The organism is Nitrospira marina (assembly GCF_059568365.1).
Genome location: NZ_JCANTH010000001.1, coordinates 4,047,153 through 4,059,627, shown reverse-complemented (window position 1 = coordinate 4,059,627; position 12,475 = coordinate 4,047,153). Strand labels below are relative to the sequence as shown.

At 52.4% G+C, this 12,475-nt stretch carries 8 protein-coding genes; 4 read left to right on the top strand and 4 right to left on the bottom strand.

Features of this window, described 5'->3' with window-relative positions:
* Window positions 1-665 precede the first annotated feature (665 nt).
* From LX98_RS17515 to LX98_RS17500, 4 genes are all read right to left on the bottom strand, one after another.
* Window positions 666-1,172 carry a shikimate kinase gene (locus LX98_RS17515; protein ID WP_496430082.1) on the bottom strand — a complete coding sequence of 169 codons (507 nt, stop codon included), beginning with the start codon at window positions 1,170-1,172 and terminating at the stop codon, window positions 666-668.
* Window positions 1,169-2,023, bottom strand: a complete 855-nt coding sequence (locus LX98_RS17510) for a shikimate dehydrogenase (protein ID WP_496430081.1) — start codon at window positions 2,021-2,023, stop codon at window positions 1,169-1,171. The genes LX98_RS17515 and LX98_RS17510 overlap by 4 nt, the downstream gene beginning before the upstream one ends.
* A 681-nt stretch (window positions 2,024-2,704) precedes the next feature.
* The gene (locus LX98_RS17505; protein ID WP_496430080.1) at window positions 2,705-5,065 is read right to left on the bottom strand and encodes an ATP-binding protein; all 2,361 of its coding nucleotides are present in this window, start codon (window positions 5,063-5,065) and stop codon (window positions 2,705-2,707) included.
* Window positions 5,066-5,159: 94 nt separating this feature from the next.
* A complete protein-coding gene (locus tag LX98_RS17500; RefSeq protein ID WP_496430079.1) occupies window positions 5,160-6,536 on the bottom strand; it encodes an outer membrane protein transport protein in 1,377 nt (458 codons plus the stop codon).
* A gap of 226 nt (window positions 6,537-6,762) precedes the next feature.
* Between LX98_RS17500 and LX98_RS17495 the strand changes: the two genes are divergently transcribed.
* From LX98_RS17495 to leuS, 4 genes are all read left to right on the top strand, one after another.
* Window positions 6,763-7,161 (top strand): VOC family protein, encoded by a 399-nt coding sequence (locus LX98_RS17495; RefSeq protein ID WP_496430628.1) that lies wholly within the window; start codon window positions 6,763-6,765, stop codon window positions 7,159-7,161.
* Window positions 7,162-7,192: 31 nt separating this feature from the next.
* Complete coding sequence (uvrC, locus tag LX98_RS17490) at window positions 7,193-8,935, top strand: excinuclease ABC subunit UvrC (protein ID WP_496430078.1); 1,743 nt, start codon at window positions 7,193-7,195, stop codon at window positions 8,933-8,935.
* 335 nt (window positions 8,936-9,270) lie between these two features.
* Window positions 9,271-9,519 carry a hypothetical protein gene (locus tag LX98_RS17485; RefSeq protein ID WP_496430077.1) on the top strand — a complete coding sequence of 83 codons (249 nt, stop codon included), beginning with the start codon at window positions 9,271-9,273 and terminating at the stop codon, window positions 9,517-9,519.
* 312 nt (window positions 9,520-9,831) lie between these two features.
* The gene (leuS, locus tag LX98_RS17480) at window positions 9,832-12,462 is read left to right on the top strand and encodes a leucine--tRNA ligase (RefSeq protein WP_496430076.1); all 2,631 of its coding nucleotides are present in this window, start codon (window positions 9,832-9,834) and stop codon (window positions 12,460-12,462) included.
* Window positions 12,463-12,475 lie beyond the last annotated feature (13 nt).

Sequence of the window (12,475 nt, the reverse complement as noted above, 5' to 3'; positions counted from 1 at the left end):
AGGAGAGCAGACCAACTCGCTGCGCTCAGACAAGGTCTGCTGAATGATCAGAGCGTCCGTCCCTTGAGCCTGTCAGCAGGCGTCGGATAAAGAAAAGAGTGAAAGGGAATTTTCACATACCACGTCTCAAGGAAGCACGAGCGAATTTTGTGATGCCGAGATTCGTCACAGGAAACAGAGCATCATTGGAATCCCGTGGCCTTGTGGCGAGGCCAAGTCGTGTTGCCGACTTCGGAGGAAGGCGCGCATTGTTTGAGCCCTTCGGCTTCGCTCAGGACAAGCTCCGCGAGTTTGCGCGTCGCCGGAGTCGGCGACACGGCGCAGGGCACCCGAAGGGCCACGCCATGGCAACCATGGTTTTGGGTCCTTTTGCCGAAACAAAAGGACCTCGTTCGCCGGGGCGAAACCCGGCATCTCCAAAAACGACATGGATACCATAGGTGGTTGCCTGCTTTATAGACTGCGTTATTCCCCAAACCTTTACTGTTTGGCGTCTCCTCTCCCCGAATGGGGCGAGGGTGAGAACCTGGTCTGTGGCGTGGCGAAGCCGTATGGCCGACATGGGAGAAAAAGCGGACAGGATGTGATCCCAGCGGAGTCTCCTACGCTCTCTCTTTTATTTGGTAATGACCGATGGCTTCGGTCTGGCCCCCTGGGGGAACGTTCTAGATCGAAATGTGGGAAAGAATGGCATCAGCAATTTGGTCCGGGGAAACTTGGTCCGATGGAATGACATGATCGGCGGCCGCTTGGTAGTGAGGTTTGCGAATCTCCAGAATTTCTTCGATTTCTTCTACGAACGTTTTGGTGCCTGAAAGAGAGGGCCGTTGCGTATCGCCGGAAATCCGGCTGGCAATCGTTGAAACTTCGGCAGTCAGCCAGAAAATCTTTCCATTCTCTTTAAGCATCCTGACGTTTTCTTCCTTAAGGATGAGTCCCCCGCCCGTGTCGATAACCAGATTGTCCCGGCCGGTGAGCTTTTGACACATCTGCGTTTCCAGCCCGCGGAAATGATCCCACCCGAATTGCTCGACGATATGAGGAATAGATTGTCCCGCTTCCTTCACGATTTCCGCGTCGGTGGACATGACGGTTCGTTTCAGGCGTTGCCCCAAGATCTTGGCCACCGTACTTTTTCCGGTCCCCCGGTATCCTATTAAGACAATGTTCATGAAAAGTGGGAGGTGAGTACGTTACGCATCACCTCGAGTGGTGCGGATTTGCCGGTCCAGAGTTCAAATTGCCCCACAGCCTGATAGAGAAACATGTTGATCCCTTGGATGGTGCGGCATCCCGCCGCCTGTGCATCCTGCAATAAACGCGTATTGAGTGGGTTGTAGACAATATCCATCACCGTCAGATCGCGGTGCAACAGATGCTTGGGGACACAGCTTTCCTCGACCTTTGGGTGCATGCCAATGGGGGTGCAATGAATAAGCAATTGGGCCTGTGCCAATGCAGATTGCAAGGTTTCAGGAGTTAAGGAGTTGTCGTGCAAGAGGATGGATGTTTTGGCTTTGAGGTCGGTCGCCAAGGTCATTCGTTCCTGATCATCGACGCCGAGGAGAGTCAGATGTTCAATGTTGCCTTCCACGCCGAGTGCGAAGGCGATGGCGCGAGCGGCTCCTCCGGATCCTAGTATGACAACCCGTTGTCCGGTGGTTTCCACTCCACCTTGTCGCAAGGCTTGGAGCGCGCCGGATGCATCGGTGTTGGAGCCCACTAACAGGCCCCGGTCTTTGACGATGGTATTCACCGAGCCAATGTGTTTTGCGGTCGTTTCGACGGAATCTAACAAGGATAAAATGGTGACTTTATGTGGGATGGTCACGCTGAGTCCCCGAATATGGCCCAACGCCCGTAGGCCCCGAACTGCGCCTTCAAGATCCTGGACGGGAAACGCCAGATAGACAAAATTTAATCCCAATTGACGAAAGGCCGCATTGTGAATAGTTGGGGAAAGCGAATGATCGACCGGGTTGCCTAACAGGCCGCAGAGTTGGGTTTGTGCATTAATGTCCATAACGGGTGCTCTGGTAATACATGCGGAATAATGATCGGGAGTTATCACATAACCGGACTGCAAACTCAACTTGTGCGAATGCGAACGTGGGTTGTGAGGTCGAGATGAATGAGGAAGCGCGTGTGGCGATGGGAGAAGGAAAAGTGTAAGCCGGAGAGCAGTTTCGACTCCCCGGACCTACACAGTGTGATGCCCGAGGGGCGTTATCGTGACGCCTTTTTCTTCCCCGGAGACTTTTTCATTCGCACGGCGGCTTTTTTTGCCGGCTTCTTTTTCGCGACTTTTTTCATGGTTCCACCTCCCTTCCAATAATGTCGTAGGCAATACTATCCACGTTTATCGGTAGGTCGATAAAAATCCTGAGGGATTACATGGAATTTTTTGCCGACCTGTGACAAGCCGATTAGAAGAATTGATTCTGAGGGATTGGTATTGAGGTAGGCAGTCTTGAGAGCATTCTTGGTAGTGTTGAATAATACTAATTTCCAAGGGCATATTGACCCACAGGCACGTTACCTGAGGCCTCGGGGTGGTTCAAAAAATTTCGTCCAGCAAGGCCGCAAATTGCCTGCCGTGTCCCGAAGGGCACAACTTTTGTTTTGCGCGCAGAGCGTACTTCCAGTACGTGAGCACGGAACAATGGCGAGAACGCCGCTGGCGGCATTTTTCAACCGCCCCTTCTTAGATTGGAGGTTCATGGCAGGCTTGAGCGGAGGGTGAGAGCGTTGAAGGGCAGACTGCCGGAAGACAAAGGTGAAACGTGGCACCTTCTCCAGGCTGACTTTCTACAGAGATCGTCCCACCGTGCAATTCCACCAATTGTTTCACAATTGAGAGTCCCAACCCCAGCCCCTGCGTGCCGATTTCCGGGATCCGGTGAGCCTGGAAGAAAGGCTGAAAGAGGCTGGCCTGAGCTTCCCGAGGAATACCCGGACCGGTATCGGAGATCGTGAGGAGGATGTGACCCGGTGGAGCGGGAGAAGCTCTCACCAGGATGCGTCCCTCTTGTGGCGAAAATTTATGGGCGTTGTGGACGAGGTTGGTGACGATTTGATGGAGACGGTCCTGGTCTCCCCAGAGAGTCAAATGGTTTTCTGTGAGTTCGACCGTCAGGTGCTGGGCCTTGGTTTGGGTGAGTGGCAGCAATTCCTGTGTGACATCCTCAAGGAGATCGGACAATGCCACAGATCCATGGGCTAACCGGACGGTCCCTGCCTCGATGCGCGATAAGTCGAGAAGGTCGGCAATCATACGGGTGAGTCGATTGGCGTTCGCACTGATTCGGGTGAGGTAGAGGTGTTGGCGTTCGGCGAGCGGTCCAACCATCCCATGAAGCAGATTTTCCGTGAATCCCTTAATCGAGGTTAAGGGTGTGCGCAATTCATGAGAGCAATGTGAGAGAAATTGAGATTTCATCCGGTCAAGTTCCTTGAGCCGGTGATTGGCGGTTTCCAGGTCTGTGTTAGCCTGTTGTAATGCCAGCGTTCGCTCCTGCACTTTGTTTTCCAAGCCGATGTTCAAGGCTTCAATCTCGTCATAGGCCATCGCCGTATCAAGGGCAATCGCCATTTCATGGGCGACCGTAGATAATAAGTTTTGTTCAGAGATGGGGATGGCTTTCTGGTGCATACTCCCAACGATCAACACACCAAGTGGTTGATTCTGACTAATCAGGGGAAGTGAGAATCCGCTTTTCGTCCCGGCTTCCATCAAAATCTGTCGAGTGGTGGGATGGCACTGACTCAGCATATCCGTGATGTCCTCTATGAGGATGGGTTCTTGCGAGTGGAGAGTTCGGTGAAGCAGGTCCTGTGGGGCTGAGGGAATGGTGGTGTCTTGAACCAAAGCCGTCCACTGTTCCGACATGCCTTCTGATTGAATCTTGTGAAAATGTTGATGCGGTGCGTCCCATACGGCTGCCCAGGCATGGTCAAACGAGAGCGAGCCCACAATGGCTTTGAGGCCTGAGCCGATAATGGTTTCGCGGTCAAGGGTTGAGCCGATGTGGAGGGTGAGTTGATGCAGCATGGTTAATTCATCGACTCGTCGCCGGATCTCGATCAATGTATGCTCTTGTGCTAAGTAGGCCTCACGCAATTCTTCGTGCCGTTGTTCTGCCGCCTCCAATTGTTCTTGAATGATTTTCCCGCGCTCTTGAATCTCCAGCCGATCATCCCAAAGCCGTTTTGCCAAGGGAAGAATGAGCAAGGGGAGCAGGGAAAGTCCCGCACTGACCCACCAGGGTTGATCGTGAGAAAAAACTCTCAATGTGGTGACCGTGGTCAGCCACAAGGCGAGTCCGCCCAAAATCCATCCCCGCATGGTCCGTCGCTCAGGTTCCCAGGTAAAGGCCCATTCACAATGGGGGTCACCCTCGGCTAAACAGCTCCGATCCTGGATCGAGGCAGCCCGTTTTCCAAACATGCGGGCCGGGACTTCTGCAACCGTCGCCTTTGTAGTGTGGCATATTCGTTCGGCACAGCCCTGGAGATACGGGCCGAACTGTCTGATTGTGGATTCGGACAATTGTAGCCGCATCACGGCATGGCCATTGGTGACCGATACAACCTCCGGCTTGAGCGAACCTTTGGTGAATTTTTCGACAAAGTGCGGGAAAAGGCGATATATCTGGGCTATGGAAAAGGGCCGCCCGAGAATTTGAATGATGGGCGAGAGAAATTTTTCCCGCCCCAGATTGAAGTGAAAATTCTCCTCGTGCGAGAGCTGAACAGAAAATTCGGCCAGAAACATGGCAAACTCATAAGAATAGCTGTTCCAGTGGTTCTTGAGGAAATCGACGGTCACATGATAGGTCCGGTCGGGAATTCGCTCGTTCAGCAGGGCGACAAGAGTGCGCAAGGCCCCTTCTGCGGCCTCCGGTCCCTGGTGTTGCTGTATGGCCTCTTCCAGATATTCAAGATTGGCGCGGATGGCAATTCCGCTCACATCCTGGATCGTTGCACCCTGAGTATCCTTCCCGAATGGACGAAACTCCATGAGTGGACGTTCCACAATGCGATGGGATTTTGGTAAGAGCAACATGAATGTCCCTATTGAGAAGGTCAACCGGTAGAGGGACTGTAATGGAATCGGCGAAAAGGGTGAAGGGGGGGAGCAAAAAATCAGGGAAGACGCATTAGAAATTAATCCGCACGGATAAGGCTCCGACGTGGAGAGTGGTATCCCATTTGCCGTTTAAGAGAGGTTGTTGGTTATTCTGAACATTCCGTTCATCATACAGCAACGCTTGATAGGCTAAATCCATCCCGATGGCTTTTGCGCCAAAAATGTCACAGGGGAGGATCCCCAAAAATTTTCCTGGAGCATGGCAGAGAAAGCCCATCCCGGCTGAAAAGGCATTAAAATCGGAGTCTGGAACCGCTGGCTCGAATGTCCGGTCGGGAATAGGGCTTTCCGATCTGACGTATCCCGTTCGAAAGGCCACATCCCAATGAGGGAGCGCAGAGGGGGAGAGGGCTTTGAATTCCGTTCCCACCATGAGTATCCAGGCATCTCCATAGTTGCGGGGATTTTGGATGACGGCTCCATTAGAGAGTTGCAGGTTGAGGTCTTTGAATCCGGACCAATCCGCATAATCGAGATCCACTTCGACCTTCCACTCATGTTGCGCGTTGCGAATAGGCCATCCGGCGATGGCCCACGTGTAGATATCGGGGAGTTGAATGTTTGTGGTCGCACCGGCAAGGCGGGTTCCACCGGCTAAAAAATCTCCTTTGAGGTCCAAATTGGGTCCGTTCCGATAGACAAACGCAAGATTGACGAGTGGATGACCGTCTTGATTGCGGAAAGGTGTCCAGAGGACACTGGCGTTAAATCCCAAGGCGGTGTCAGACCCGTTCGCTTCCAGGGCTGTCCCAGCCGGTATACCAAACGGATTGCCTGGAGCCGCATTCTGTTGAAGCTCTGCCTGACCTTCTCCTAAAAAGCTGGCAAAGGTATAAATATCCAGCCCGCCTCCTACAGAGATATAGTCATTCACCTTGTAGGCGAGAGTGGGCTTGATATCGATAAGGGGAAGGGACGCGCTCGTGAGTATGGGAGAAATTAGGCTATCATCGGGGTATTCGATATTCAGGGCATACGGGGTGGTAACCCCAATTCCTACGGTCCAATTCGGGAGATTGTCCAGGCCTAAGGCCGGAAGGTTTGCAGTGAGGAATAACGAACTGGGTGGGGGAGTGGAGATCGTTCCACCAACACCACCCTTCACGGTTGGTCCGAGGTCGCTTTTGAATCGGACCGTGCCACCGATCAAGAGAGTCCCTCCATAAAATTGGATGCCTTTTAACTGGGTCATACCCGCTGGATTGTAGTGCAGGGCTGAGGCATCATCGGCTTGGGCGGTAAAGGCCGCGCCTTGGCCGGTAGCCGAAGCTCCATGATCGAGAATACGAAAACCTTCAGCACGAACTGTTTGAGGAGTGATGAGCGTATTGAAGAGCCCAAGGATGAGGCAAAAAACGATCAGGCGGTAGATGATCAATGTCGTCACGTCTCCTCCTTGAGAGCGGGAACCGATCAGAAATTCCGGGGAAGTCTATGAAAAACAAGAGAAGATAGCAATCTTGATCAGGGATGAGCAACGAGTGACAATAGCGAAAGTGATACCTCCCGACCGGAGATCGCGGACTTTCTCTCTGTTTTTCAAAGAAGGTTGACTCATGCAGAGGGATTCCGTTTCTGAAGTCGGACAGGTGAATGTTGAAAAGGAGAATGGCATGCGGGTGAAAAAACTGTTGCATACGCGTATGCGGGTGAGTGACATGGAGCAGACGCTGGGCTTTTATCGAGAGGTCCTTGGGCTGGAAGTCGTGGAGCGAAAGGTATCGCCACGGGGTTCGCATCTGGCATTTTTGGTTGTCCCCAATAGTGAGGAATTGATTGAGTTGTGCAGTTTTCCGAGTAGCGGGACGGTCAAGGTTCAAGAGGATCTTGTGCATTTGGCCTTTGAAGTGGAGGATTTGGACCAGACAATTCAGGAACTCCAAGCCAAAGGTGTGCCGATCACAGATGGCCCCACCCAATCTTCATCCGGCAGCCGGTTTATTTTTATCGATGCGCCGGATGGCTATGAAATTGAGTTGATACAACGACCAGCGGGAGTCGCCATCGTCTGATGATTAAGGTGGCAAAACAAGAAAACAAGAAATGATGGAAACACCCACGAGCACTTCTCAGGTCCTCTCGGACCAACCAGGTCGCTTGAGCGGAATATTAAATAATCTTCCCAAGCAACCAGGGGTCTATCTCTTTAAGGATCGACGAGGCGATATTATCTATATTGGAAAAGCCGCCGTGTTATCGGACCGCGTGCGATCGTATTTTCAACATGCGGCCGATCTCACTCCTAAAAACCGGGTGCTGTATTTGCGGATTGCGGATATGGAAACAATCGTCACCCACTCGGAATTCGAAGCCCTCATTTTAGAAAGTAATCTGATCAAGCGGCATCGCCCACGGTTCAATGTGGTCCTCCGGGACGATAAACAATACCCCTATCTCCGGTTGCCGATTCACGATGATTTTCCAAGGCTGTCGATAGTCCGCCGGGTCAAACAGGACAAGGCGTTATATTTTGGTCCGTATGTCCCCACGGGAGCTATGCGCGATACCCTGAAAGTTATTCGCAAGGTGTTCCCCCTGGCCACCTGCACGATCGATATTAATGGAAGCGCTGAGCGGGCATGCCTGGAATTTGAAATCAAGCGTTGCATGGCTCCTTGCACGGGAAATCAGACGAAGGAAGCCTATCATCAGATTGTGAAGCAGGTTCGTTGGTTTTTAGAGGGACGGGACACGGAATTGCTCGAGTCCTTACGATCAGCCATGCAGGATGCGGCGGAGCGGGAGGCGTTTGAAGAAGCCGCTCGACTGCGTGATCAGATTGGAAACATTGAGCGGATGTTGGCCAAACAACGGGTGGCACAAATCAGCGCCCGGGAGCAGGATATCGTGGGATTGGCCAGATTGGGAGGGGCAGTGGATGTCCAGATGCTGTTTGTGCGAGGCGGCCTGTTGATCGGCCGTCGGGATTTTTTCTGGTCCGACGCTCACGGCGTCACCGATGAGGAACTGGTGAGGTCGACGCTCGAACAGTTTTATGCCAAAACAGTCGTGCCTCCCAAAGAGGTTTTGCTTCCTGTGGGGTTTGACGATCAATCGCTGGTCCAGCGGTGGTTGTCCGAGAAAAAAGAGGAAGCCGTTCGTGTACTGGTTCCTGAACGGGGGGTTAAATATGAATTACTTCAGCTCGCACAGGAAAATGCTGCCGTGGCTCTCAATGAACATCTTCGGGTGCAAACCGAATCCAGTGAGTCGGTGGAAGAACTTCAGTCGCTCTTAGCGTTGCCACAAATTCCGACCCGCATTGAATGTTTTGATATCTCCAATACCATGGGGACCCATTCAGTGGCGTCCATGGTGGTTTGGGAACAGGGCAGAATGAAGAAGTCAGACTATCGGCGATTTCGGATTAAAACGGTAGAAGGAGCCAACGACTTTGCGAGTATGCATGAAGTGGTGAAACGCCGATACGGCGGATCGTTGGCCAACAAACCAGGGAAAACCTTGCCGGAGCCGGACCTGGTGGTGATTGATGGTGGAGCCGGACAATTAGGCGCGGCCATGGAAGCGATGGCGGCCGTTGGTCTCTCACATGTCGCGATTTGTGGTTTAGCCAAAGCGAAGGGTGACAAAGACGAACGGATTTTTCTGCCGGGTCGGAAGACGCCCATCATACTGCCCCTGAAATCACCGGCAACACGGCTGGTCCAAACCATTCGAGATGAAGCGCATCGCTTTGCCATCACCTTTCATCGCAAACTGCGGGGGGATGCGATGATTCCTCTTCCTCCCCTGCGTTCCGCAAAATCTTCGAAGGGGAGTTCCTAGTCCTCCGCCAGATTATGGTGTCGGCTCTGGTTGTCGATGCCTACCAATTCTTGGAAAATGTGATTAGGGATTTCTTCGAAAACAGGTGTGGGCGGATTTTCGAAATGCTGCGTGGGAATCTTGTTTGGAGCACGTGGGTTTTTCATTTCCTTGAAAAAATTAAGATTGCTGTGATGAGATAGTAAGAGAGAGAGTGTTTTTTTTGAGGTTGTATCGTCCTGCTGTCCATTGTTCCACAAACACGGGGCTTCCCCTTCTCCTCTTTGAAAAATTTAAGGTCTGTGAGGGCCTCACCGATGGATACATTCATCACGTATAAAAAGGAGGTATGACGGATGCAATGCCCTCGATGTCAGGGGACCATGATAGTCGATCACTTTGTGGATATGGCCACGAGTGGCGAGATTTGGATGCCGGGTTGGCGGTGTCTGATGTGTGGAGAAGTCCTTGATCCGTTAATTGAGCATCATCGTCATCTGCAGCGTAAACATCAGGAAGTGGTTGGTGCCATTTCCGGATCAACCGCTCGTCCTCCCTCACCCATTTCCGTGAAGTCGCGCAAGGCGAACAAGCGGTCCTTTTAGTCGTTCTGTTTTTCCCCTTTTCCCTGTGTAATTTTTCGCGATCCTGTGGTCTGAACGGCCTCCTGGCGATTTGCTTGTGGGGTGGGTTTCTCTATGCTAGATTCCTCAGGATACTGTTGAAAATGCAGCGCTTCCCAACGTCAAATTCGGAGGCAATGACCCTCACGGTTCCGGAAATCCCTATCTAATTTGACGCGGAACAAGTGTTTACCCATACCGACATTTCTTCATACATGTGACGAACGAAGTAGGGATGTATTTGTGGCGTATTCATCGAGGCGATCACCGTATTTTTTTTCTTAAGGCATAAGCATGGCGCATACGTACGATCATCAGGCTGTTGAAGCAAAGTGGCAGGCATATTGGGCTCAATCCGGGACGTTCCAGGTTCAGGAAGATTCGGACAAACCCAAATATTACTGTTTGGAGATGTTTCCCTATCCCTCGGGCCGGATACACATGGGCCATGTGCGCGTGTATGCCATCGGGGATGTCGTGGCCCGCTATAAGACGATGCGTGGGTATAACGTGTTGCATCCGATGGGATGGGATGCTTTCGGGTTGCCGGCAGAAAATGCCGCAATTGAGAAAGGGGTGCACCCCAACGTCTGGACTCAAGAAAATGTGGCCTATATGAAAGGACAACTTCAGCGGATGGGTCTGTCCTATGATTGGGATCGGGAGGTAAATACGTCTCAGCCTGACTATTACCGCTGGAATCAATGGATCTTTGTGAAAATGGTTGAGCGTGGATTGGCCTATCGAAAACGCTCGGCAGTGAATTGGTGTCTTTCTTGTGAAACGGTATTGGCGAATGAGCAGGTCCTGGAGAAAGAAGGAAAAGACGGAGGGGTGTGCTGGCGATGCGAGTCGGTCGTCATTCAAAAAGAATTGGAGCAGTGGTTTTTCCGTATTACGTCCTATGCGCAGGAATTATTGGACGGCTGTGAACGGTTGGGGACCTGGCCGGCTCGTGTGCTGGCCATGCAGCGGCATTGGATTGGGCGGAGCGAAGGGGTGGAGCTGGATTTTCCCTTAGCGGAGACCGTAGCCGGGCTACAGGCGATCCGGGTGTTTACCACTAGACCGGATACCATTCATGGCGCGACCTTCATGAGCCTTGCACCAGAATCGCCCCTGGTCGAACAATTGATAGCCGGAAGACCCGAGGCCTCAGGGGTTCGAGCGTTTGTGACTCGTGTGTCTCGTGTGGATAAAGCGACGCGTACGGCTGTTGATCGGGACAAAGAAGGCGTGTTTACCGGCGCCTACGCCATCAATCCGTTTACCAGGGAACGTATCCCGATTTGGGTGGCGAATTTTGTGTTATATGAATATGGGACGGGGGCGATTATGGCCGTTCCCGCACATGACCAACGAGATTTTGAATTCGCGAAAACCTATCACATCCCGGTTCGGCTGGTGATTCAAGATCCGGAAGGCCGACTGGGCTCTGAAGCTCTGGAATCGGCTTATGAAGAACAGGATGCCGCCGGACTCCTGGTGAACTCAGGGAATTTTTCCGGCATGTCCGTGTCGCAAGCCAAACAGGCCATCGGCGAATATGTGGAAACACAGGGATGGGGAAAGCGAACCATCAATTTCCGTTTAAGAGATTGGGGTATCTCCAGGCAACGCTATTGGGGGACGCCCATTCCGATGTTGTATTGCGATCGCTGTGGCATTGTCCCGGTTCCCGAAGGCGACCTGCCGGTGTTGCTGCCTGACGATGTGCCGTTCACCGGGAAAGGTGGGTCTCCGCTTAAGGAATCTCCGTCGTTTTCACAAGCCACCTGTCCTACGTGTGGCGGTCCGGCACGCCGCGAAACCGATACCATGGATACCTTTGTGGATTCGTCCTGGTATTTCCTTCGGTATTGCTCGCCCAAAGACACCACACAAGCCGTGAATCCCCAAGCCGCACAACATTGGATGGCGGTGGACCAATATGTCGGCGGAATCGAGCATGCGGTGTTGCATCTCCTGTATGCGCGCTTTTTTACCAAAGTCTTGCGGGACCTGGGTCTCACAACAGCTGATGAACCCTTCATTCATTTGCTCACCCAAGGCATGGTGACCAAGGAAACCTACTGGTGTGAAGAGCATCGATGGATGCTTCCCACCGAAATTAAAAAAGAGGGCGAGCAGCGGGTCTGTATTCACTGTGGGCGGAGTATTGTGACAGGCCGTACTGAGAAGATGTCCAAGTCTAAAAAGAACATAGCTTCCCCTGAGGACTTGTGCGATCGCTATGGGGCGGACACGGCCAGAATGTTTTCGTTGTTTGCCGCACCACCGGAAAAAGATTTGGAATGGAGCGATACCGGGGTGGAAGGGTGCTATCGGTTTCTAAACAGGGTCTGGCGGTTGGTGCAGGATCTTCTTCCGGTCGTGAATGGGGTGGCTGCCAATCCAGGGTCCGGCGAGTCGGTGCTTCTCCCTCAATTGCAACGGGCGACGCATCAGACGATTAAAAAGGTCACAGAAGATTTTGAGCGGGGCTTTCAATTTAATACGGCCATTGCGGCTCTTATGGAATTTGTCAATGAGTTGTATAGGTTCTGGAAAGAATTTCCGGGGGAGGCCTTAACTGCTGGCGAGCGAGCGGAGTGGCGAACAACGTTGCAAACGTTAGTAGTGTTGCTGGCACCCTTTGCTCCGCACGTGACTGAGGAGTTGTGGGAACTCTTAGGGAAGCGCCCAGGGGTGAGCCGGCAGGCGTGGCCTGACTTTGATCCCGTTCTGGTGGCCAGTGCCGAATGGACGATTCCTCTCCAGGTGAATGGCAAACTTCGGAGTAAGATCGTGGTTCCAGCCGGTTCGACAAAGGAGCAAATCATTGCAGGCGCTCAGGCGGATCCAAAGTTGGTGGAATGGTTGCAAGGGAAGGTCGCTCGCAAAATTATCTATGTGGAACAAAAGCTGGTGAATTTTGTCATCTAACCCAGGCCGACCG

What these genes read in the sequence shown, in the direction of transcription:
- LX98_RS17515 (WP_496430082.1), bottom strand. Translation starts at nt 1,172, where the DNA reads ATGAACATTGTCTTAATAGGATACCGGGGGACCGGAAAAAGTACGGTG.
- LX98_RS17510 (WP_496430081.1), bottom strand. Translation starts at nt 2,023, where the DNA reads ATGGACATTAATGCACAAACCCAACTCTGCGGCCTGTTAGGCAACCCG.
- LX98_RS17505 (WP_496430080.1), bottom strand. Translation starts at nt 5,065, where the DNA reads ATGTTGCTCTTACCAAAATCCCATCGCATTGTGGAACGTCCACTCATG.
- LX98_RS17495 (WP_496430628.1), top strand. Translation starts at nt 6,763, where the DNA reads ATGCGGGTGAAAAAACTGTTGCATACGCGTATGCGGGTGAGTGACATG.
- uvrC (WP_496430078.1), top strand. Translation starts at nt 7,193, where the DNA reads ATGATGGAAACACCCACGAGCACTTCTCAGGTCCTCTCGGACCAACCA.
- LX98_RS17485 (WP_496430077.1), top strand. Translation starts at nt 9,271, where the DNA reads ATGCAATGCCCTCGATGTCAGGGGACCATGATAGTCGATCACTTTGTG.
- leuS (WP_496430076.1), top strand. Translation starts at nt 9,832, where the DNA reads ATGGCGCATACGTACGATCATCAGGCTGTTGAAGCAAAGTGGCAGGCA.